The sequence below is a fragment of the Streptomyces sp. NPDC052225 genome, from assembly GCF_040679615.1.
In the GTDB taxonomy this organism is placed as follows: Bacteria; Actinomycetota; Actinomycetes; order Streptomycetales; family Streptomycetaceae; genus Streptomyces.
Map to the genome: position 1 here is coordinate 365,838 of NZ_JBFAVD010000003.1, position 21,777 is coordinate 387,614.

Annotated in this window: 23 protein-coding genes; 16 read left to right on the plus strand and 7 right to left on the minus strand. The window is 72.1% G+C overall.

The features are described from left to right. The first annotated feature begins 111 nt into the window (after positions 1 to 111). The 3 genes from AB0L37_RS07350 to AB0L37_RS07360 all read left to right on the plus strand — a co-directional run bounded on the left by AB0L37_RS07350 (position 112) and on the right by AB0L37_RS07360 (position 2,864). Positions 112 to 417, plus strand: coding sequence for a DUF4229 domain-containing protein (locus tag AB0L37_RS07350; protein WP_365501294.1), 306 nt, complete (start codon positions 112 to 114; stop codon positions 415 to 417). Positions 418 to 766: 349 nt separating this feature from the next. After that, positions 767 to 2,083 carry a dicarboxylate/amino acid:cation symporter gene (locus tag AB0L37_RS07355; protein WP_365501296.1) on the plus strand — a complete coding sequence of 439 codons (1,317 nt, stop codon included), beginning with the start codon at positions 767 to 769 and terminating at the stop codon, positions 2,081 to 2,083. 121 nt (positions 2,084 to 2,204) lie between these two features. Further along, complete coding sequence (locus AB0L37_RS07360; protein WP_365501298.1) at positions 2,205 to 2,864, plus strand: TetR/AcrR family transcriptional regulator; 660 nt, start codon at positions 2,205 to 2,207, stop codon at positions 2,862 to 2,864. Here AB0L37_RS07360 and AB0L37_RS07365 read toward each other — a convergent pair. Both AB0L37_RS07365 and AB0L37_RS07370 read right to left on the minus strand, forming a co-directional pair. Next, positions 2,853 to 3,710, minus strand: coding sequence for a MaoC/PaaZ C-terminal domain-containing protein (locus tag AB0L37_RS07365; RefSeq protein WP_365501300.1), 858 nt, complete (start codon positions 3,708 to 3,710; stop codon positions 2,853 to 2,855). The two genes, AB0L37_RS07360 and AB0L37_RS07365, sit on opposite strands and share 12 nt — an antisense overlap. A gap of 271 nt (positions 3,711 to 3,981) precedes the next feature. After that, a complete protein-coding gene (locus tag AB0L37_RS07370) occupies positions 3,982 to 5,307 on the minus strand; it encodes a 3-oxoacyl-ACP reductase (RefSeq protein ID WP_365501302.1) in 1,326 nt (441 codons plus the stop codon). A gap of 69 nt (positions 5,308 to 5,376) precedes the next feature. Between AB0L37_RS07370 and AB0L37_RS07375 the strand changes: the two genes are divergently transcribed. Beyond that, complete coding sequence (locus tag AB0L37_RS07375) at positions 5,377 to 6,663, plus strand: acetyl-CoA C-acetyltransferase (RefSeq protein WP_365501304.1); 1,287 nt, start codon at positions 5,377 to 5,379, stop codon at positions 6,661 to 6,663. A gap of 45 nt (positions 6,664 to 6,708) precedes the next feature. Here the strand turns inward: AB0L37_RS07375 and AB0L37_RS07380 are convergent, their stop codons facing one another. Beyond that, positions 6,709 to 7,593 carry a helix-turn-helix transcriptional regulator gene (locus tag AB0L37_RS07380; protein ID WP_365501306.1) on the minus strand — a complete coding sequence of 295 codons (885 nt, stop codon included), beginning with the start codon at positions 7,591 to 7,593 and terminating at the stop codon, positions 6,709 to 6,711. Positions 7,594 to 7,818: 225 nt separating this feature from the next. On the opposite strand from AB0L37_RS07380, the gene AB0L37_RS07385 reads away from it, so the two are divergent. Continuing rightward, a complete protein-coding gene (locus tag AB0L37_RS07385; RefSeq protein WP_365501308.1) occupies positions 7,819 to 9,252 on the plus strand; it encodes an MFS transporter in 1,434 nt (477 codons plus the stop codon). A 362-nt stretch (positions 9,253 to 9,614) separates the two neighbouring features. Here the strand turns inward: AB0L37_RS07385 and AB0L37_RS07390 are convergent, their stop codons facing one another. Then, positions 9,615 to 10,445 (minus strand): AraC family transcriptional regulator, encoded by an 831-nt coding sequence (locus tag AB0L37_RS07390; protein ID WP_365501310.1) that lies wholly within the window; start codon positions 10,443 to 10,445, stop codon positions 9,615 to 9,617. Between the two features lie 49 nt (positions 10,446 to 10,494). Here AB0L37_RS07390 and AB0L37_RS07395 point away from each other — a divergent pair, with 49 nt between their 5' ends. Next, complete coding sequence (locus AB0L37_RS07395; RefSeq protein WP_365501312.1) at positions 10,495 to 10,935, plus strand: DUF2000 domain-containing protein; 441 nt, start codon at positions 10,495 to 10,497, stop codon at positions 10,933 to 10,935. Positions 10,936 to 11,001: 66 nt separating this feature from the next. Continuing rightward, complete coding sequence (locus AB0L37_RS07400; protein ID WP_365501314.1) at positions 11,002 to 12,225, plus strand: MFS transporter; 1,224 nt, start codon at positions 11,002 to 11,004, stop codon at positions 12,223 to 12,225. On the opposite strand, the gene AB0L37_RS07405 is transcribed toward AB0L37_RS07400, so the two are convergent. Beyond that, a complete protein-coding gene (locus AB0L37_RS07405) occupies positions 12,191 to 12,505 on the minus strand; it encodes an AzlD domain-containing protein (protein WP_365501316.1) in 315 nt (104 codons plus the stop codon). The genes AB0L37_RS07400 and AB0L37_RS07405 overlap by 35 nt on opposite strands. Beyond that, positions 12,502 to 13,203 (minus strand): AzlC family ABC transporter permease, encoded by a 702-nt coding sequence (locus tag AB0L37_RS07410; protein WP_365501318.1) that lies wholly within the window; start codon positions 13,201 to 13,203, stop codon positions 12,502 to 12,504. The genes AB0L37_RS07405 and AB0L37_RS07410 overlap by 4 nt, the downstream gene beginning before the upstream one ends. 106 nt (positions 13,204 to 13,309) lie before the next feature. Here AB0L37_RS07410 and AB0L37_RS07415 point away from each other — a divergent pair, with 106 nt between their 5' ends. Further along, entirely contained in the window at positions 13,310 to 13,888 is a 579-nt protein-coding gene (locus AB0L37_RS07415; protein WP_365501320.1) for an XRE family transcriptional regulator, read from the plus strand. 9 nt (positions 13,889 to 13,897) lie between these two features. Further along, positions 13,898 to 14,596, plus strand: a complete 699-nt coding sequence (locus AB0L37_RS07420; RefSeq protein WP_365501322.1) for an aspartate/glutamate racemase family protein — start codon at positions 13,898 to 13,900, stop codon at positions 14,594 to 14,596. A gap of 124 nt (positions 14,597 to 14,720) precedes the next feature. Here the strand turns inward: AB0L37_RS07420 and AB0L37_RS07425 are convergent, their stop codons facing one another. Then, a complete protein-coding gene (locus AB0L37_RS07425) occupies positions 14,721 to 14,924 on the minus strand; it encodes a cold-shock protein (RefSeq protein ID WP_003948780.1) in 204 nt (67 codons plus the stop codon). Between the two features lie 277 nt (positions 14,925 to 15,201). Between AB0L37_RS07425 and AB0L37_RS07430 the strand changes: the two genes are divergently transcribed. The 7 genes from AB0L37_RS07430 (at position 15,202) to AB0L37_RS07460 (ending at position 21,740) form a co-directional block, all read left to right on the plus strand. After that, entirely contained in the window at positions 15,202 to 16,086 is an 885-nt protein-coding gene (locus AB0L37_RS07430) for a menaquinone biosynthesis protein (RefSeq protein ID WP_365501324.1), read from the plus strand. A 191-nt stretch (positions 16,087 to 16,277) separates the two neighbouring features. Then, positions 16,278 to 17,924 carry a protein kinase gene (locus tag AB0L37_RS07435; RefSeq protein WP_365501326.1) on the plus strand — a complete coding sequence of 549 codons (1,647 nt, stop codon included), beginning with the start codon at positions 16,278 to 16,280 and terminating at the stop codon, positions 17,922 to 17,924. Positions 17,925 to 18,068: 144 nt separating this feature from the next. Continuing rightward, entirely contained in the window at positions 18,069 to 18,452 is a 384-nt protein-coding gene (locus tag AB0L37_RS07440) for a hypothetical protein (RefSeq protein WP_365501328.1), read from the plus strand. Between the two features lie 8 nt (positions 18,453 to 18,460). Next, a complete protein-coding gene (locus AB0L37_RS07445; protein WP_365501330.1) occupies positions 18,461 to 19,144 on the plus strand; it encodes an A24 family peptidase in 684 nt (227 codons plus the stop codon). Between the two features lie 69 nt (positions 19,145 to 19,213). Further along, positions 19,214 to 20,413, plus strand: coding sequence for a cyclic dehypoxanthinyl futalosine synthase (gene mqnC, locus AB0L37_RS07450; protein WP_365501332.1), 1,200 nt, complete (start codon positions 19,214 to 19,216; stop codon positions 20,411 to 20,413). Positions 20,414 to 20,420: 7 nt separating this feature from the next. Continuing rightward, on the plus strand, positions 20,421 to 21,017 hold the full coding sequence (locus AB0L37_RS07455) for a hypothetical protein (RefSeq protein WP_365501334.1): 597 nt from the start codon (positions 20,421 to 20,423) through the stop codon (positions 21,015 to 21,017). Between the two features lie 33 nt (positions 21,018 to 21,050). Beyond that, on the plus strand, positions 21,051 to 21,740 hold the full coding sequence (locus tag AB0L37_RS07460; RefSeq protein ID WP_365501336.1) for a demethylmenaquinone methyltransferase: 690 nt from the start codon (positions 21,051 to 21,053) through the stop codon (positions 21,738 to 21,740). Positions 21,741 to 21,777 lie beyond the last annotated feature (37 nt).

Genomic DNA, 21,777 nt, shown 5'->3' on the forward strand with positions numbered 1-21,777 from the left:
ACATAGGGGGAGGGTAGTCAGGCCTCGGTCACCCCGCCGTTCCCGGGCGCTCGCGTGCGTGCTTCACTGGATGAGCGCTCGTACCTTTTAGGAACGGAAGAGTGGATTGACATGGGCCGCTACACGCTGATGCGCCTCGGAGTCCTCGGGGGCTGCTTTCTCGTCGTCTGGGGTCTCGTGGCCGTAGGCATCGTGCCCAGTGGCATCGGCGGCTCCTACTGGCTGTGGATCGCGCTGCTCGCCCTGGTGGTCTCCGCGCCGCTGAGCTTCGTACTGCTGCGCAAGGAGCGCGACCGGGCCTCCGAGAAGATCGTCGCCCGCGTCGACCGCGCGAAGGCCAACATGGCCGCGAACCGCTCCATGGAGGACGAGGCGGACGACGCCGCCCGGTCCCGCGCGCACACGCAGGGCGCGTAAGTTACGTCACAACAGACGCCGGCCCCGACACCGATCAGGTGTCGGGGCCGCCTGTGTTTTCAAGGTAAATGCGGCTTAAGGGGCATACGAGCATCGCGTTTCCCCCAAAGAACCCCTTTGATGTTCTCAAAGCGCTGGTGTTAACGTTCCTGTCATGAAGACATCAGCCGCGCACCGGACGAGCGTCCCGCTCGTGGCACGCCTGCATGTCGATCTCTGCCGCTGCATGTCCGCGGCCTGTCGCGCCTGACGCGATCTCCCCGATGCAGCGGCGCCGTTGACCTCATCCCGCGGTCGCCGCTCCTGTACGTCCCCTCTTGTCCCCGCGCGTCATCACTGGAGTGCCTCCGTGTCCGCGAACACCCCCGTCGCCGATCAGAAGACCGGCTTCCGCATACCGAAGATCCCGTTCTGGGCGCAGGTCCTGCTCGGCCTCGTCGCCGGTCTGGTCCTCGGCTACATCGCCCGCAGCGCCGACGTCGCCTGGCTCGGCAAGACCCTCGAGCAGGTCGGCAGCATCTTCGTCCAGCTCCTGAAGCTGGCCGTCGCCCCGCTGGTGTTCTTCGCGATCCTCGTGTCGATCACCAACCTGCGGAAGGTCGACAACGCCGCCCGGCTCGCCGGCCGCACCCTGCTCTGGTTCATGATCACGTCGCTGATCGCGGTCGTCATCGGCCTCGCCATCGGCCTGCTGACCAACCCGGGCAACGGCACGTCGCTGTCGGCCGCAGACGCCGCGAAGTCCGACACCCAGGGCTCCTGGCTCGACTTCCTCACCGGCATCATCCCGACCGACATCATCACGCCGTTCACCGAGCTGAACGTGCTCCAGATCGTCTTCATGGCCGTCGTCGCCGGTATCGCCATCCTGAAGATCGGCGAGAAGGCCGCCCCGGTCCTCACGCTCTCCGAGTCCGTCCTGGAGCTGCTGCAGAAGGCCCTGTGGTGGGTCATCAAGCTCTCCCCGATCGGCTCCGCCGGCCTCATCGGCAACGCGATCGTCCAGTACGGCTGGGACCTGCTCGGCAAGTACGCGACCTTCACCGCCGACATCTACATCGGCTGCGCCCTGGTCCTGTTCGGCGTCTACCCGCTGCTGCTCTCGACCGTCGCCAAGCTGAACCCGCTCCAGTTCTTCAAGGGCGCCTGGCCCGCGATCCAGCTGGCGTTCGTCTCCCGCTCCTCGGTCGGCACCATGCCGGTCACCCAGCAGTCGGCGATCCGCCTCGGCGTCCCGAAGGACTACGCCTCCTTCGCCGTGCCGTTCGGCGCGACGACGAAGATGGACGGCTGCGCCGCGATCTACCCGGCCATCGCCGCGATCTTCGTGGCGAACTTCTTCGACGTCGACATGGGCATCAAGGAGTACCTGCTCATCGCGTTCGTCTCGGTGATCGGCTCCGCCGCCACCGCCGGCCTCACCGGCGCGACGGTCATGCTCACCCTGACCCTCTCCACGCTGGGCCTCCCGCTGGAGGGCGTGGGTCTGCTCCTCGCCATCGACCCGATCCTCGACATGATGCGCACCGCGACGAACGTCGCCGGCCAGGCGCTCATCCCGGTGATCGTCGCCGCCCGCGAGAAGATCCTCGACCACGACAAGTACAACCAGGTCACCGCGTCTCCGATCGACGAGCCGCAGCAGGCGGTGGCTGCCGCCGCCTGACGTCCCCCGGCGCGCCACCCCCGGCCGTGCCCCGCTCCCCGGACCAGCTCCGGGGGCGGGGCACGGCCGTTCTCGCTGCGTACCCTGGGCAGTGCACAAGGCAGAACGAAAGGCGGCAGGGGTGGGCGGCGTGAAGGCCGGGCAGCAGGACGGGCGGGCCAAGCGGCTGCCGCGGGCCGAGCGCGAGCGGCAGATGACGGACGCCGCGGTACGGGTGTTCGGCGAGCGCGGTTACCGGGCCGCGTCGATGGACGAGATCGCCGAACTCGCCGGCGTCTCCAAGCCGTTGGTGTACCTGTACCTGAACTCCAAGGAAGACCTCTTCACCGCCTGCATCCGGCGGGAGGCGGCCGCGCTCGTCGCCGCCGTACGGGCAGGCGTCCGCGCCGACGCCCCGGCCGACCGGCAACTGTGGGAAGGGCTCACGGCCTTCTTCTCGCACACCGCGGAACACCCCGACGGCTGGGCCGTCCTGCACAGCCACGCCCGCACCGGCGGCGAGCCGTTCGTGGCCGAGGTCGGGGCGATGCGGGACGAGATCGTGGCGTTCGTGACCGCGCTGATCGCGGCGGCCGCGCGCGAGGCCCACGGCGATCCCGAACTCGCCGAGCGCGAGGTGGTGGGCCTCGCCCAGGCGCTGGTCGGCGCGGCGGAGGCGCTCGCGGGCTGGGCCAACGCGGATGCCACCGTCTCCGCCAAGGAGGCCGCCACGACGATGATGAACTTCGCGTGGTCCGGGCTCGGCAGCCTCATGGACGGGCGGCGCTGGTCAGACGCCTAGCGTCCGTACGGTGCCGGTCACGTGGGTGCGGTCGTCCTTCGCCGACCGCAGCTCGAAGGCGGTGCCCTTCGCCGCGTACGTCACCGAACCCGGCAGCAGCACCGGAGCCTTGAACCGCGCCTGTACGTGTACGGGTCCTCGCGCGCCGAACTCCGCGAGGCACCGGGACACCGTCCACATGCCGTGGGCGATGGCGCGCGGGAAGCCGAAGAGGCGGGCCGTGAGCGGGTGCAGGTGGATGGGGTTGCGGTCGCCGGACGCGGCGGCGTAGCGGCGGCCCAGGTCGGCGCCGAGGTGCCACTCCGTGAGCGGGGGGAGGGGTGCGGGTTCCCTGGCCGGGGTGGGCGGCGTGGTTGTCCTGTGCCGGGAGAGGTATGTGCTGGTCGACTGCCACACGGGGGCGCCCCCGCTGCGCAGCTCGGTGACGACGACGGCTTCGGTGCCGCGGTGGTGGGGGCGCAACTCGGTCGCTTCGACGGTGAGTTCGTACGGCTCGGCGGGGGAGAGGTCACGGTGCTGGGTGATCTCGATCGACGTGTGGACGAGGCCGAGCAGCGGCAGGGGGAAGGCGCGGGCCGCCATGAGGCGCATGGCCAGGGGGAAGCCGAGGATGTGCGGGTAGGTGAGCGGGAGTTCGGGGCGGCCGGTGGGGTAGCCGCAGACGTTTTCGTAGGCGGTGAGGTGGGGCGTGCGGATCCGCACGGCGGCGACGCGGAGCCGTGCCGTGGCGGGAGTTGATTCGGTGCCGCGGGGTTTTTTGAGGGGCGAGAGCAGGGCCCCTCGGAGCATGGCGGGGCCGAGCGGGGGGATGGCCGGCAGGTCGTGGGTCCGGGGGGTCGAGGTCATGTCGGGTCCTTGGGGGTGAGGGGTTGTCTGCGGGTTGGTGGGGGCTGGTCGCGCAGTTCCCCGCGCCCCTGGAAGGCATGCGCTGCGCGCAGCCTTCATCGGGGAGATGCCGCACCGGAGGTGCGCATCTCAGGGGCGCGGGGAACTGCGCGACCAGCCACGATGGCGGCGCACCCGCCGACGGCGAAGGCCACCCGAGCCGGCTCGCGACCAGCCACGAACGAGAGCCGCACCCCGCCCACGGCGCACCCCAGCGGAGCTGAAGCGCGGCCTACGCGCCCAGCAGGCTCTGCCCGCACACCCGCACCACCTGCCCGGAAACCGCCCCGGACCCCGGCGACGCGAGCCACGACGTCGTCTCCGCCACGTCCACCGGAAGCCCGCCCTGCGCAAGGGAGTTCATCCGCCGCCCCGCCTCCCGGATGAACAGCGGAACCGCCGCCGTCATCTTCGTCTCGATGAACCCGGGCGCCACCGCGTTCACCGTGACCCCGTGCTCGGCCGCGGCACGCGGCGCCAGGGACCGTACGAGGCCGACGATGCCGGCCTTCGACGCGGCGTAGTTGGTCTGGCCGGCGTTGCCCGCGATCCCGGCGATGGACGCCGTGGCGACGATGGCGCCGCCGCGCCGCACGGCCCCCGCCTTCAGCAACGTGTCCGTCGTGCGCAGCACACTCGCGAGGTTCACGTCGAGGACCGAACTCCAGCGCTCCGCAGGCATGTTGGCGAGGCGGCGGTCCCGGGTGATGCCCGCGTTGTGCACGAGGACGTCCAGCGCGTCCACGAACTCCGCGATCCGCTCACCCGTGTCCGCCGCCGTGATGTCCAGCGGCAGCGCCCGCCCCCCGAGCCGCTCCGCGACCTTCGCGAGGTCGGCCTCGGCGGACGGCACGTCGAGGAGGACGACCTGCGCCCCGTCCCGTACGAGCGTCTCGGCGACGGCCTCGCCGATGCCGCGCGCGGCGCCGGTGATCAGCGCGGTACGCCCGGCGAGCGGCCGTTCCCAGGACTCCGGGACCGTCAACTCGCCGCCTGTGCCGCCCACTTCGATGACCTGGCCGCTGACGTAGGCCGACTTGGGGGAGAGCAGGAAGCGCAGGGTCGACTCCGCCGCCGTCGCCGGGGCCCCGGCCGCGATCCGCACCAGGTTCACCGTGCGGCCGCGGCCGATCTCCTTGCCGAGGGAGCGGACGAAGCCCTCAAGGCCCTGCTGCGCCGCCGCCTGGTGGTGGTCGTCGGCGGACGGGAGTGCGCCGAGGACGACGACGCGGCCGCTCGCCTCGACGGACCGTACGACCGGGTGGAGTGCGGCGTGCACCTCGGCGAGGGTGTCCAGGCCGGCGACGGCGGTGGCGTCGACGACCACCCCGGCGGGCCGCTCGGCGGCCTGTACGACGTCGAGGCCGGTGCCCGCCAGGACGGAGGCGAGCGCCTCGCGGTGCGCCGACTCCCCGGCCGTGACGTGCAGCAACTGCCCTTCCAGGGACGGGCGTTCGGGGCTCCAGCGGCGCAGTGGCGCGGGCTGCGGCAGGCCGAGGCGCCGGGTCAGGAAGCGGCCGGGAGGCGTGCCGGTGAAGTTCAGATAGCGGTCGGCCATTGTCCAACTCCCTGCGCGGTCGTAAATTTACTTCGGAGTAAGGTTACTCAGTAGTCAGGAGTTGTCGAGATGGTACGTCCCGCGAAATCCCCGGCCTCGCCGGCGCTGCCCCGCCGCGTCGCCGTCGTCGCCGGCAGCCGCATTCCCTTCGCGCGCTCCGACGGCCCGTACGCCACGGCCTCCAACCAGGAGATGCTGACCGCCGCGCTCGACGGACTCGTCGGGCGTCACGGGCTCCACGAGCCGGGCGCCGTGGGGGAGTTCGTGGCCGGCGCCGTCCTCAAGCACAGCCGGGACTTCAACCTCGCGCGCGAGACCGTGCTCGGTTCGATGCTGGATGCGCGCACCCCCGCGTACGACATCCAGCAGGCCTGCGGCACCGGCCTCCAGGCCGTGATCGCCGCCGCCAACAAGATCGCCCTCGGGCAGACCGAGAGCGCGATCGCGGGCGGTGCCGACACCGCGAGCGACGCCCCGCTCGGCGTCAACGACGAACTCCGCAAGATCCTCCTGGCCGCCCGCCGCGCGAAGTCCACCGGCGACCGGCTCAAGGCCCTCGCCCGGATCAGGCCGCAGCACCTCGTCCCCGACATCCCGCGCAACGCCGAGCCGCGCACCCGACTGTCGATGGGCGAGCACGCGGCCGTCACCGCCCGCGCATGGGGCATCGGACGCGAGGCCCAGGACGAACTGGCCGCCACCAGCCACCAGCGGCTCGCCGCCGCGTACGACCGGGGCCTTCTCGATGAACTGGTCGTTCCCTACAGGGGGCTTGAGCGCGACCAGAACCTGCGGCCGGGGTCGAGCGTCAAGCAACTCGCCAAACTGAAACCGGTGTTCGGGACCAAGGGCCCCAACCCTACGATGACAGCGGGGAATTCGACGCCGTTGACGGACGGGGCCGCGGTCGTGCTGCTCGCGAGCGAGGAGTGGGCGCGGGAGCGGGGCCTCGAACCGCTGGCGTATCTGACGGCGTACGAGACCGCGGCCGTCGACTTTGTGGGCGGCGAGGACGGTTTGCTGATGGCGCCCGCGTACGCCGTGCCGCGGATGCTGGAGCGGGCCGGGCTCGGGATCGAGGACTTCGACCTGTTCGAGGTGCACGAGGCGTTCGCTTCGCAGGTGCTCGCGACGCTGGCCGCGTGGGAGAAGGCGGGGCTCGCTCCGCTGGACCGGGAACGGCTGAACGTGGCCGGGTCGTCGCTGGCCACGGGGCATCCGTTTGCCGCCACCGGGGCGCGGATCGTTGCCACGTTGGCGAAGTTGCTTGCGCAGCGCGGGGGGTCCGGGCGCGGGTTGATCTCGATCTGTGCCGCTGGTGGACAGGGGGTTACGGCTGTGCTGGAACGGGGCTGAGGTCGCGGGGCTCTGCCCCGGACCCCGCTCCTCGATCTCCCCCGGCTAACGCTGGGAGGTGCCCCCTGAGGGGCTTGATTCGGCGGGGCTCGAGGATGCTGCCGGGTCCAGTTGCAGCATCGCCGCCTCGTCCGGGGAGCCCGTCGGGGCCTGGTACGTGACCAGGCGCTGACCGCCCGTGCGGGCCAGTTGCATCACCTCGTACGTGAGCGTCATCGGGCCCACCTTCGGGTGGTCGAACGACTTCGTGCCGCCGCCGCGCTCCTGCACCTCGTAGCGTTCCCACATCGGCCCGAACTCCGGTGACTTGAGCAGGAGTTCGCCGACCAGTGCGGTCAGTTTCGGGTCGTCCGGATCGGCGCCGCCGACCGCGCGCAGGTGGGCCACCGACTTGGCGACGGTCTCCTCCCACGGCACGTACAGCGTGCGGCCGACGGGGTGCAGGAAGAGGTAGCGGGTCACGTTGCGCTGCTCCGGCGGCAGGTCCCACATGCCCGGCAGGAGGCGGCGGCCCGCCGGGTTCGCGGCCAGCATGTAGCTGTACCGGCTCACCACGTACGCGGGCATCGGACGCAGCGCCTCCAGCATCTGGAGCACCGAGTCGCGCACGGTGTCGTCCGTGGTCGGCTTGGGTTCGGTGAGCCGCCCCGAGGCGAGTTCGGCCAGGTCGTGCAGGCGCTCGTGGGCGTCGCCGCGCAGCCGCAGGGCGCGCCCGATGGCGTCGATCACGGCGGTCGACGGGTTCGTCTCGCGGCCCCGTTCCAGACGCGTGTAGTAGTCGACGCTCACGCCCGCCAGCGTCGCCAGCTCCTCACGGCGCAGGCCCGGCGTGCGGCGCAGCCCGGTGCCCGCGGGCAGACCCACCTCGGCCGGGGTGACCTGTGCCCTGCGGGCCCGCAGGTAGCGGCCCAATTCCGTGATCTCAGCCATGTGTTCATTGTCCACCGGCCGGCCGCGCCGTGAGGGGGTGTGTCAGGGCCTGGAACGCGAGACCCCGGTGAAGCGCGGCCTGCCACCTCGGCGCGGGCCCGGGGAGAGTGGATCCCGTTGCGGGTGGCTGGGGGACGCGGAGCCCAGGGAGCGCATGTCGCAGGGCCGCGGCCCGCGTCCCCCACCCACCCGCTCGTCCCGTTCGCTTGGCTCAGGGAGGCCCGCGTGACATCCACCGCCACCATCGACACCGGTACGGGTACCGGCATCGGCGCCGGTTCGCCGGAGGCGGCCCGCCCGGCCGGGGCCCACGCCGGCGCCGCCCTGATCGCGGCGCTGCTCGGCTTCACCGTCATCACCATCGACGTGTCCGCCGTGAACATCGCCCTGCCCGACATCCGCACGTCGCTGCACAGCGGCATGACGGGACTCCAGTGGGTCGTCGACGCGTACACGCTGATGTTCGCCGGCCTGATGCTCTCCGCCGGCGCGCTCGCCGACCGGGCCGGGGCCCGCCGCGCCTACGCCTGGGGCGTCGGCCTGTTCACGCTCGCGTCGCTGGCCTGCGCCCTCGCGCCCGGCATCGGGGCGCTCGTCGCGGCGCGCGTCGTGCAGGGCGGGGCGGCCGCGATCGTCATGCCGTCCTCGCTCGCCCTGATCCGGCAGGCCTACGACGACGCGCGGCACCGGGCGCGGGCCATCGCACTGTGGACCGTCGGCGGCTCCGTCGCGATGGCGGCGGGCCCGGTCCTCGGCGGCGTACTGACGCAGACCGTCGGCTGGCGCGCGGTCTTCTTCCTCAACCTCCCGGTCGGCGCCGCGATCCTGCTCCTCCTCGCCCGCGTCGCCCCGTCCCCGCGTCGGCCCGCCCCGCTGGACGTGCCCGGACAGGTGTCCGCCGTGCTCGCCCTCGCCGGCCTCGCCTTCGCGGTCATCGAGGGCGGCCACGCCGGGTGGACGTCGGCGCCGGTCCTGGTCTCGCTCGGCGTCGCGATCGTGGCCGGGATCGGGTTCTACGTCACCGAGAAGCACCACCGGGCGCCCATGGTCCCGCTGGAGATGCTGCGGCAGCGCACGGTCGCGGTGTCCCTCGCGGTCGGCTTCGCCATCAACGTCGGCTTCTACGGGCTGGTCTTCCTGCTCGGCCTCTACCTCCAGCAGGCGCGCGGCATGTCCGCGGTGGCCGCAGGACTGGTCTTCGTCCCGCTCGCCGCGATCATCACGTCGACGAACCTGATCTCGCCGCGCATGGCCGAACGCTTCGGGCGCCGCCCCGTGATCGTCACCGGTCAACTCGTGCTGGCGCTGGCCATGTTCGTGCTGCTCCCGGTCGGTGTCGGCACGCCGCTGTGGCTGCTGATCCTGCTGCTCGTGCCGACCGGTCTGGGCGGGGCGTTCGCGATCCCCGCGGTCACGGCGATGCTGATGGACTCCGTCCCGGGGCCGCGGGCCGGTACCGCGTCGGGGCTCCTGAACGCGCTGCGGCAGACCGGTGGGGCGCTGGCCGTGGCTCTGTTCGGGTCGCTCGTGGCGGGGGTGGGGGACGGGTTCTCGCTCGGCGGGATGCGGGTGAGCCTGGTGATCGCGGGGTCGGTTCTGTGCCTGACCGCGGCGCTGGCCTGGATCTTGCTCCCCCGCACATCAGCCTCCGGCAATTGAGCCCGGCCCCAAGCCCCTGCGACGCCGGTTGAGCAAATCAAGCCCCTGCGGCGATTGAGCAGCGGGGTCCGGGGCAGAGCCCCAGGCCTCAGCGCCGTTGCAGGTTGCGCTTTCGTCGGCGGGCGCCGCGCCGTCGTGGTTGCTCGCGCAGTTCCCCGCGCCCCTTAGGGGGCTGGGCAAATCAAGCCCCTGCGACGCCGGTTGAGCAAATCAAGCCCCTGCGGCGATTGAGCAGCGGGGTCCGGGGCAGAGCCCCGGGACCTCAGCGCCGTTGCCGGTTGAGTTTTCGTCGCGGGTGCAGCACCGTCGTGGTTGCTCGCGCTCACGCGGCGGAGCCGCAAATCGATACAGCCCCGCGCCCCTTAGGGGGCTGCTCGCAAGCCCCGTGCGTAACGGCCGGGGGGCACGCCCACCACCCGTTTGAAATGCCGGGTCAGATGCGACTGGTCGTAGAAGCCGACCGCCGTCGCCACCTCCCCGGGCGCCACCCCGTCAAGCAGCAGCCCCCGCGCCCGATCCACGCGCCGCGCCATCAGATACTGGTGCGGCGCGATCCCGTACGCCGCGCCGAACGACCGTACGAGATGCGCCGGATGCGCGTGCACGAGCCCCGCCGCCTCCTCCAGGTCGATCCCCTCGACGACCCGCGCGTCGAGAAGCTCGCGCAGGGAGCCCGCCACCCGCCGGTCCGGCGCGGGCCGGCCCCGTTCGGAGAGCCGCGGCCGCAGCCGCTCGCGCAGCCGTTCGCCGACGAGCGCGAGCCGGGCGGCCGCCTCCAGTTCGTCGCCGGGCTGCGCGAGCGCGGTGTGCAGCTGCCCGATGCGGTGCCGCAGGAGCGGGTCCACCAGGTCGGGGCTGTCCACGGCGGGCCCGATGAGGGAGGGGTCGAGCGGGCCCGCGCCCGGGTCCAGGTAGAGGACGCGTTTGCGGAAGCCGTCGGGTGTCGCGGCCGAGCCGTTGTGCGGGACCTGCGGCGGCAGCAGAGACACCGTGCCGAGGGGCGTGCCGTGCTCGTGCCGCTCCAGGTCGTAGCGGACGGCGCCCTCGTCGACGATGAGCAGGGTCCAGGTGTCGTGGACGTGCATCGGGTACGCGTGCCGCGTGAAGTGGGCGTGGAAGACCTCCGCGACGCCCTTCACCCGAGGGCGCCACGCCGTGATCTCCTCGCGGGGCGAGGGCCGGTCGGCCGCCATGCAAAGAACGTACAAGACCGGGCAGGGACCCGTTCGGCAGTCTCAAGGCATGAGCACAGAGACCGCAGCCCAGGCCCCCGTCCGCTTCGACACCAAGATCGCCGTGCTGCTCCGGGACGACCTGGAGACGTGGCAGCGGCTGAACGTCACCGCGTTCCTCGTCAGCGGGATCGGTTCCGAGCTCCCCGAGGTGATCGGCGAGCCGTACGCGGACGCCGACGACACCCCGTACCTGCCGATGTTCCGCCAGCCGGTGCTCGTCTTCGAGGGCGGCAAGGAGACCCTGAAGGCCGCGCACGAACGCGCCCTGCGCCGCGCCCTGCCCCGCTCGGTGTTCACCTCCGACCTGTTCTCGACCGGCAACGACCGGGACAACCGCGCCGCCGTGCGCGCTGTCCCCACCGAAGACCTCGACGTCGTCGGGATCGCCGTGTACGGCCCGCGCAACGCGGTCGACAAGGTCCTGAAGGGCGCGCGCATGCACCCGTAAGTGGCCCACAGCCTCACCCCATAAGTTGCCTACGAGCCATGGGCCAATCGTTCCTACCGTGGACACATGCCGAACCGCTCGCGCGTCCGCTCCCTCGCCGCCGCCCAACTCGCCAACTCCATCGGCGACGGCGCCTATTACGTGACCTCCGCCCTCTACTTCACGCTCGTCGTCGGCCTCTCGCCCACCCGGATCGGCCTCGGTCTGACGCTGGCCTGGGCGGTGGGGGCCGTCGCCGGGGTGCCGCTCGGCGCGCTCGCCGACCGGCGCGGGCCGCGCGGCGCCTCCGTCCTGCTGGCCCTCGCGACCGCGGCGGCCGTGTTCTCGTTCCTGGTGATCCGCTCGTACCCGGCGTTCCTGCTGGCCGTCGTCGCGTACGCGGTGGCGCAGTGCGGGCTCGCGGCGGCCCGGCAGGCGCTGCTCGCGGGCCTCGTCGAACCGGAGCGGCGCACGTCCGTGCTCGCCCGGCTGCAAGCGATCCTCAACGCCGGACTGGCAGTCGGGGCGGCGCTCGGCGGGCTCGCCCTGCAACACGGCACCCGCGGCGGCTACCTCGCCGTGTTCGCGCTGGACGGCGCCGGGTTCGTGGTCTGCGCGCTGATCCTGTGGCGGCTGCCCGCCGTCACGCCCGCAGGCCGTACGGGGGCGGGCCCGCGGCTCGCCGTCCTGCGCGACCGCCCGTACGCCCTCGTGACCCTGCTCAACGCCGTGCTCCTGCTGCGCATGCCGCTGCTCTCGCTCGCCGTGCCCCTGTGGATCGTGGCCCACACGGACGCCCCCGGCTGGCTGGTGTCGGCGCTGTTCGTCCTCAACACCCTTGGTGTGATGGCCTTCCAGGTCCGCGTCGCCCGCGGCGTCGACGACCTGCGCACCGCCACCCGCAGCGTGCGCCGCTCGGGCGTCGTGATGCTGGCCTCGTGCGCGGTGTTCGCGGCGTCCGCCTCGGCGGGGCTCGGCCCGTGGGGCGCCGCGGCCGTCCTCGTCGCCGCCTCCGTCCTCCAGCTCGTCGGGGAGATGCAGCAGTCGGCGGGCTCCTGGCAGCTGGCCTTCTCGCTGGCCCCGGCCCATCAAGTCGGCCAGTACCAGGGCTTCTTCGGTACGGGGGTGCCGCTGGCCCGCACCGTGGGCCCGCTGGTCCTCACCGCGCTTCTGGTCACCTGGGGCGTCCCCGGATGGCTGCTGCTCGGCGCGCTGTTCGCGGTCGCGAGCGCGGCGATCGGCCCGGCGGCCCGCTGGGCGCAGGCGACGCGGGACGCTACGGCAGCCCCGCGAGCCGCAGCAGCCCGGTGACCGCGGCCGCCCCCACGACGACCACGGCGAACGGCGCCCGCCGCCACGCGAGCACCCCGCCCACGACGACCCCCGCGGGCCGCGCCCACCCGGCGAATCCGTGCCCCGCCGTCAGCGCCCCCGTCGCCAGCAGTGCGACGAGCAGCACGGTTGCCCCCGCGGTGAGCAGTTCCCGTATCCGATCCGGCAGTTCCACCCGTCCCTGAAGCAGGGGGCCGGCCAGCCGGAAGGCGTACGTGCCGACGGCGAGCGTGAGTACGGCGATCAGCTGGGGGTTCATCCGCGCCGCCCTCGGACGTGGACGGACAGCAGGGTCAGCCCCGCGAGCGCCAGCAGGACGGGCGCCCCGGAGGGCAGGAACGGGGTGGCGGCGACGGCGATCACGGCCCCGGCCGCCGCGGCCCGCCGCACCTCGCGGCTCTCCCGCAGCGCGGGCAGCACCAGCGCGAGCAGCACCGCGGGGAAGGCGGCGTCGAGGCCGAACCGGTCGGTGTCCCCGAGCGCGGCCCCGGCGAGCGCACCGCCGAGCACGCTCACGTTCCAGGCGACGAAGAGCCCGACGCCCGCCACCCAGAAGGCGGTCCTGCGCTGTTCGGGGTCGGTGCGGGCCAGGACGAACGCGGCCGTCTCGTCCGTCACCAGATGCGCCCCGACCAGGCGGGCCGGCCAGGACCGCCCGAGCGCGTCGGCGACGGCGAGGCTGAAGGCGGCGGTGCGGGTGTTGAGCAGCAGCCCGGTGGCGGCAGCGGCGACGGGCCCGCCCCCGGCGGCCAGGATCCCCACGGCGCTGAACTGCGCCGACCCCGCGAACACCACGAGCGACATCAGCACCGGCAGCCACACGGGAAGCCCGCCGGCGACGGCGACGGCCCCGAAGGAGACGCCGACGACGGCGTCGGCGAGACAGACGAGGGCGACGTCACGCACGAGCCGCGGATCGATCGCGGCGATCGCGGTGGTTCGGCAGGGCGGACTCATTGTTCGGTACGGCGAACGCATAGCGGCAGCATGAAGCCGTCGCTGGCCGTTCGTCAAGCCGAACGATAGGCTCGCCACACCGAACGAACCGTGTCAGGGAGCTGCCATGACCCACCCGGACCCGGCGCCCGGCGCCGGCCGCCTGCCCCTCGACCGCATCGCGGCGGCCCTGCGCCGCGAGCGCACCCGGGCCGGCCTCTCCCTCTCCGAACTGGCCAAGCGGGCCGGCATCGCCAAATCCACGCTCTCCCAGCTGGAGGCCGCGAACGGCAAGCCCGGCCTGGAGACGATCTGGGCCCTGAGCGTCGCCCTCGACGTCCCGCCGAGCACCCTCCTCGACCCGCCGCGCCCCACGGTCCAGGTGATCCGCAAGGGTCAGGGCCCGGCCGTCCCCTCCGAACTGGCCGACTACAGCGCGACCTTGCTCTCCGCCAGCCCGCCGGGCGCCCGCCGCGACCTCTACCTCCTCCAGGTCGAACCCGGCAGCCCCCGCGACTCGGACCCGCACCAGCACGGCACCACCGAACACCTCGTCGTCGCCACCGGCCGTGTCCTCGCCGGACCCCAGGACGCCCCCGTGGAACTGGACGCGGGCGACTACCTCTCCTACCCCGGCGACGTCCCGCACACGTGCCGGGCCCTGGAGCCGGGCACCACCTGCGTCCTCCTGATGCAGCACACCTAACATCGGGGGATGCGGACCATCGGCCTGATCGGCGGCATGAGCTGGGAGTCCACCGCCGAGTACTACCGGCTCCTGAACGAACTCACCCGCGACCGCCTCGGCGGCCTGCACTCCGCGCGCTGCGTCCTGTACTCGGTCGACTTCGCGGAGGTCGAGGAACTCCAGGCCACCGCCCGCTGGCAGGAGGCGGGCGACCTGCTCGCCGACGCGGCCCGCGCGCTGGAGGCGGCGGGCGCGGACCTGATCCTGATCTGCACGAACACGATGCACAAGGTCGCCGACCAGGTCGCGGCGGCGACCGCCGTGCCGCTGCTGCACCTGGCGGACGCGACGGCCGAGGCGGTGCGCGCGGCGGGCCTGACCCGAGTGGGTCTGCTCGGCACGGCGTTCACGATGGAGCAGGACTTCTACCGCGGCCGCCTCGCCGCCCACGGCCTGGACGTCCTGGTCCCGGAGGCCGACGACGCCCGCACCCTCGTCCACCGCGTCATCTACGAGGAACTGTGCCTGGGCGTCGTACGGGAGGACTCCCGCGAGGCCTACCGCGCGGTCATCGCCGACCTGGTGAAGGCCGGCGCCCAGGGCATCGTCCTCGGCTGCACGGAGATCGAACTCCTCGTCTCGGCGGCGGACTCCCCGGTTCCGCTCTTCCCGACGGCCCGGCTGCACGCGGAGGCGGCGGTCGCGAGGGCGCTGGAGCCCCGGTGAAGGCCCGGACAAAGGCAGGAGCCCCGTCTCGCCGCCGACCGGAGTCGGAGGTGAGTGGGGCTCCTTGGGTACTGCTCTAGGTTCCGGATCAGGTCACGGCACCTGCCGTGAGATCACGAAGGCTTTAGGCGGGGGTGACGTTCTCCGCCTGCGGGCCCTTCGGGCCCTGCGTGACGTCGAAGGTCACGGCCTGGTTCTCCTCGAGGGAGCGGAAGCCGTTCGCGTTGATCGCCGAGTAGTGGACGAAGACGTCCGGGCCGCCGCCTTCCTGGGCGATGAAGCCGAAGCCCTTTTCAGCGTTGAACCACTTCACGGTTCCGGTAGCCATAAGCCCTCCTATGGGCCAAAGGGTCGCCCTGCTCCAGAACCTGCATAATGCAAAAGTCTGAAAACGACGAGAGCCCGCGGTCACATGCTCCGCAGGCTCTGTACTGCAAGGGAAACCAAACTGCAACTTGCGGCGAGCCTAGCACGCAGGGACCGGAATGCAATAGGGGGCAAGATCACGTCACCCGGAGGTTTGATCACGGGTTGGTGCGGGTTGACCGTGTCGTCCCCCCGACCCGGAGCCCGCGTCGCGCCGCGCGAGGTCTAGCCTCGCCGATGTGGACAATTCTCCCGAGACCCAGCATGAGACACCCACGGCCGCGCGGCGCATCCGGCCGCGCGTCGGCCACATCCAGTTCCTGAACTGCATGCCCTTGTACTGGGGGCTCGCACGGACGGGATCGCTCCTCGACTTCGAGCTGACGAAGGACACCCCGGAGAAGCTCAGCGAGCAGCTGGTCAGGGGTGACCTGGACATCGGTCCGATCACCCTCGTCGAGTTCCTGAAGGCCGCCGACCAGCTCGTCGCCTTCCCCGACCTGGCCGTCGGCTGCGACGGCCCCGTCATGTCCTGCGTGATCGTGTCGCAGGTGCCGCTCGACCAGCTCGACGGGCGGCGCGTCGCACTCGGCTCCACGTCCCGTACGTCGGTGCGCCTCGCGCAGTTGCTGCTCGCCGAGCGTGTCGGCGTACAGCCCGACTACTACACGTGCCCGCCCGACCTGGGCCTGATGATGCAGGACGCGGACGCCGCGGTGCTCATCGGGGACGCGGCGCTGCGGGCCAATCTGCACGACGCGCCCCGGCTCGGCCTTCAGGTGCACGACCTGGGCGCCATGTGGAAGGAGTGGACGGGGCTGCCGTTCGTCTTCGCGGTGTGGGCGGCGCGCAAGGAGTACGTGGAGCGCGAGCCGGACATCACGGGCAAGGTGCACCAGGCGTTCCTCGCGTCGCGGGACGTTTCACTCGAAGAGGTCACCAAGGTCGCCGAGCAGGCGGCGCGCTGGGAGGTCTTCGACGAGACCGTTCTGGAGGAGTACTTCACGACGCTCGACTTCCGGTTCGGGGCGGCGCAGCTGGAAGGCGTCACGGAGTTCGCGCGGCGGGTCGGACCGACGACGGGATTTCCCGCCGATGTGAAGGTCGAACTGCTCGCTCCCTGAGTGCGTCCTGTTCCTTCACGGGGCGCGTGCGGAATTCGGCTGTGCTCCGCCGGTGGAATTCCGGTGAACGGTATTGCCGATTTCCGCGGTCCCTGCGTGGAATCGATGTGAACGTACGGTATTCACGCCCCGGGGCTACCCTGCTGGGGCGCGCGTGCCGTACGGGGGAGACCGGGGGAGGGTTCACCAGCATGCAACCGCTACAGGCCGACGAACCGACGGCGGTGGGCCCCTACCGGCTCCTGGGCCGCCTCGGTCACGGCGGGATGGGCCGCGTGTACCTGGGGCGCAGCGTGGGCGGGCGGACCGTCGCCGTGAAGGTGGTGCATCCGCACTTCGCGCTGGACGAGGAGTTCCGGGCGCGGTTCCGGCGCGAGGTGGAGGCGGCGCGGCGGGTCGGCGGGGCGTGGACGGCGCCGGTGCTCGACGCGGACCCCGGGGCGCCGGTGCCCTGGGTGGCGACCGGTTATGTCGCCGGGCCCGCCCTCTCGCAGGCGGCGGGGCCGGGGCACGGACTCCCCGAGCATTCCGTACGGGTTCTCGGTGCGGGCCTCGCGGAGGCGCTGGCGGCGGTGCACGGCCTCGGCCTGGTCCACCGCGACGTGAAGCCGTCCAACGTCCTGCTGACGGTGGACGGGCCGCGCCTCATCGACTTCGGGATCGCGCGGGCCACGGACGGCACCGCGTCCCTGACCTCCACCGGCGTCTCCATCGGCTCGCCCGGCTACATGTCGCCGGAGCAGATCCTCGGCAAGGGCGTCACCGGCGCCGCCGACGTCTTCTCCCTGGGCGCGGTGCTCGTCTACGCGGCGACCGGCGACTCGCCCTTCCCCGGCGACTCCTCCGCCGCGCTGCTCTACAAGGTCGTCCACGAGGAGCCCGAACTGGGCGCGCTGAGCGGAGAATTGCGGGACGTCGCCGCGGCCTGCCTGGCCAAGGACGCGGCCGCGCGGCCCACCCCCGAGGAGGTCGCCCGGCGGCTCGCCCCCGAGGGCGCGGCCCGGCTCGTCGCGGCGGGCTGGCTGCCCGGGGCGCTGGTCGAGCAGGTCTCGCGCAGCGCCGTCCAACTCCTCGACCTGGAGGGCGCCCCCGCCGAGGGCCCGACCGGCTTCAGCAGCCCGGCGGTGACCGGCGGCTCGGCTCCGCCCGCCGGCGTCTTCGGCCCGCCCGACGCGTCGTACGCCCCCGCCCTGCCGCCCCCGCGCACCGAACTCCCGAAACCGAAGAAGGACGCCGCACCGGGCCGCTTCTCCGTCTCCCTCTCGGCGACCTCCACCCCGACGACCGAGAACGGCCGCGGCCGCAGACTGAGCTGCTCGGTGGCCCTGGCGGTGGCCGGAGCGCTGGCCGCGGTGACGGTGGGCGGCGTGGTCGTCCTGAACATGCTCCACGGCGACGACGACACCTACAGCGGCGGCAGCGGGGCGCGCCCCCCGGAGGCAACGGCTTCGGCTTCGGCTTCGGCTTCGGCGAGTGATGCGGGGGTGCCGAAGTTCTACGTGGGTTCCTGGCAGGGCAAGGGGACGGTGGAGAGTTTGGGCCAGACCCTGCCCGCGGGCACGTTCGACATCGTGATCCGTCAGGCCGCGCCCGGGCAGACCGTCGGAACGGTGACGCAGACCGATGCCCTGGGCGGTGTCTGTGTCGACGTACTCACCCTCAAGTCGGTCACGGACAAGGAACTCACCGCCACCGGACGAGGCAAGGAGGGGAACGAGGCGCAGTGCATCCAGGCCCCGCATGCCGTACATCTGCGCCGGTCCGGCACCGCGCTGCGGTTCACCTCGGACGACCCGAAGGCCGGCAATCCGACGGCACGTCTGACACGGTCGGACTGATCGCGGGAAGCTTCGGAATCGAACACATAAGTGTGTGAACTCCCCTAGGGTCAGGGCAGTTCGGGCCCGGAAGCAGGCTCGGCGTGGCCCGAGGGGGATGCCATGAGGTCGGTTCGTGCTGCTGTTGTGGGACTGGTGGCCGTGATGAGCACGGTCGGACTGGGAGCGGTGCCGGCCGGGGCCGCGTCGGCGGTCAAATCGTGTACGACGTCGGACGGCGGCGCCTCAGGAGCGCTCTCCGCCTCCTTCGCGGGCAAGACCTCCATGGTCACGGGCATCGGGCTCAAGGACACCGACAAGGATGGTGCCTGGGTTCGGGTGAGAGTGAACATCACGACGGGCACCGGAGCGAGCTACAACTACGGCTGGCACGAGAACCACGACGGCTACAACTCCACGAAGAGCTGGACGCCGTCGGCCTCGCACACCGACGGCATCGTGAGCGCCAGAGTGCAGGTGGACAACGTCCTGGGGTCGAGCGTGCAGGCCACTTGTTACAGCGCCAAGTTCTACAACCCCTACTACTAGAGGTTTCCGTGACCCCGTCCGCCGACGAGTTGACCACAGTCGCCGCCACCCTCTGGGGCGCCCTCGCCGGGCTCCTCCTGCCGCGTCCCGCCTACCGCCTCTCTGTCGAGCCGGGGCAGCCGTGGCGGCCTGCGCGGGGGTGGGCCGGGGTCGGGCCGGGGGCCGGGAAGCTTGCGGGCGTCACCGGTGGGGCCTGTGCGGGGGTCGCCGTGGTCACCGGGGCGCGGCCCGAGCTGGGGGCCTGGCTGGTGCTCGTGCCGGTCGGGGTGCTGCTGGCCACCGTGGACTTCGCCGTGCACCGGCTGCCGGACGTGCTCACCTTCCCGTTCGCCGGGCTCGCCCTGGCCGCGCTCGGGGTCGCCGCGCTGCTGCCGGAGCCCGGCGGGTCGTGGCGCGGGGCCGTGCTCGGGGCGGTCGGGCTCGGCGGCGGGTATCTGGTGCTGCTCCTGATCCATCCGAAGGGCATGGGGTTCGGGGACGTGAAGCTGGCGCTCGGGCTCGGGGCGGCGCTCGGCTGGTACGGGTGGGGCGTGCTGTTCATCGGGGCGTTCGCGGGCGTGCTGTTCAACGGCCTGTACGCGCTGGTCCTCGTCGTCGCCCGGCGCGCGGGCCGCAAGAGCGAGATCCCGTTCGGGCCGTTCATGATCCTCGGGGCCTACGCGGGGGTTCTGCTGGGCGCCCTGGCCGCCTGACGTACGCTGAGATTTCAGCTCCACACCCTGATCCACACCCTGAGAAACACTCTGAAAGGGGCCCGCCCGGTGACCGACAAGGCCGCGCTGCAGTCCGTCCTCGACCGCGCCGCCGACGGCGGGCGCATCACCCCCGAAGAGGCGGTCGCCCTTTACCGCGACGCCCCGCTGCACGCCCTCGGTGCCGCCGCCGACGCCATCCGGCGCCGCAAGTACGCGGGCATCGAGCACATCGCCACGTACATCATCGAGCGGAACATCAACTACACGAACGTGTGCGTCACGGCGTGCAAGTTCTGCGCCTTCTATGCGGCCCCGAAGGACACCAAGAAGGGCTGGACCCGCGACCTCGACGACATCCTGCGCCGCTGCGCGGAGACGATCGAGCTGGGCGGCACGCAGATCATGTTCCAGGGCGGGCACCACCCGGACTACGGCGTCGAGTACTACGAGGAGCACTTCAGCGCCATCAAGTCCGCGTACCCGGAGCTGGTCATCCACTCGCTCGGCGCCTCCGAGGTCGAGCACATGGCCCGTATCTCCAAGGTCAGCGTCGAGGAAGCCATCCAGCGGATCCACGCCGCGGGCCTCGACTCCTTCGCCGGCGCCGGCGCCGAGCTGCTCCCCGAGCGGCCGCGCAAGGCCATCGCCCCGCTGAAGGAGTCCGGCGAGCGCTGGCTGGAGATCATGGAGACGGCGCACAACCTGGGGGTGGAGTCCACCTCCACCATGCTGATGGGCACCGGCGAGACCAACGCCGAGCGCATCGAGCACCTGCGCATGATCCGCGACGTACAGGACAGGACCGGGGGCTTCCGGGCCTTCATCCCGTACACGTACCAGCCGGAGAACAACCACCTCAAGGGCCGCACGCAGGCGACGCTCTTCGAGTACCTGCGGATGATCGCGATCGCCCGGATCTTCCTGGACAACGTCCAGCACATCCAGGGCTCCTGGCTGACCACGGGCAAGGAGGTCGGCCAGCTCTCCCTGCACTACGGCGCCGACGACCTCGGCTCGATCATGCTGGAGGAGAACGTGGTGTCGTCCGCCGGAGCCAAGCACCGCTCGAACCGGATGGAGATCATCGACCTCATCCGGAAGGCCGGCCGCGTCCCCGCCCAGCGCGCCACCACGTACGAGCACCTCGTCGTGCACGACGACCCGGCGAACGACCCGGTCGACGACCGTGTCTCCTCGCACATCTCGTCCACCGCGATCGAGGGCGGCACGGCCCACCCCGAGCTCAAGCTCGTCTCCTCCAACTGAGCGCGTTTTGACGACACTTCACACCACCGAGGCGGACGGTTCCGCCGTCCTCGTCGACGGTGAGCACGTCACCGCGCTCGGCCCGTACGAGGACCTGGCCGCCGCCCACCCGTCCGTACGGGTGCGGCGCTGGCCCGGCATCCTCACGCCCGGACTGCTCAACCCGTACGGCCCGGAGATCCTGGAGCACACGTACCACCCCGATCCGCGCGAGGCCGACACGTACGGGACCGTGCCGATCGGCGGCGCGCGGGCACGGGAGATCTTCCGCGCCGATCCGTCGCGGCTCGGCGCGAGTGCCCGGCGGGGCGTGCAGCGGCTGTTCGCGCACGGCACGGTGGCCCTGGCGGGGGAGTTGCGGGCCAAGCCCGTCCTTGAGGTCGCGCAGCGCTCCGGGCTCGTGTTCGCCGCCCGGCCCGACCGGCTGCCGGGGCCCGTCTCGCTCTCCCCGAAGCCGCTGGTGCTGCTGCCGGGACTCGCCGTCGGCGGGCCCGCGCGGTTCGCCGTGTTCGACGTCGCGGACCGCGCGGAACTGGTGCGGCGCGGGGCGTCGACCTGCGTCGCGACCGTGCTCGGCGGGCGGCTCGTGTACCGGGGGCGCTGACTCCGGCGGCGGCCCTGCTGCCACAATGGTCGGGTGACCCGAGCCTCCCTGGACAAGCAGCCGCACGAAGTCGCTTCGATGTTCGACGACGTCGCGGAGAAGTACGACCTCACCAACGACGTGCTGTCCCTGGGGCAGGCGCGGCTGTGGCGCAAGGAGGTCGCCAAGGCGGTCGACGCACGGCCCGCGCAGAAGGTCCTCGACCTCGCGGCCGGCACCGCCACGTCCTCGCAGCCCTTCGTGCGGGCGGGTGCGTACGTCGTGCCCTGCGACTTCTCCCTCGGCATGCTGCGCGTCGGCAAGAAGCGCCACCCGTGGATGCCGTTCACGGCGGGCGACGGGACGAAACTGCCGTTCAAGGACGACTCGTTCGACGCCGTCACCATCTCCTTCGGGCTGCGCAACATCCAGGACACCGACCAGGCGCTGCGCGAGCTGTACCGCGTCACCAAGCCGGGCGGCCGCGTCGTCATCTGCGAGTTCAGCCACCCCACGTGGGCGCCGTTCCGCACCGTCTACACCGAGTACCTGATGCGCGCCCTGCCGCCCGTCGCGCGCGCCGTCTCCTCGAACCCCGACGCGTACGTCTACCTCGCCGAGTCGATCCGCGCCTGGCCCACCCAGCCGGAGCTCGCCGCCCGCCTCCAGGGCGCCGGCTGGCGGAACGTGGCCTGGCGCGACCTGACCGGAGGGATCGTCGCCCTGCACCGCGGGACCAAGTAAGTCCCCTGCCGCACATTGCCGTTGACGGGAACCGGGC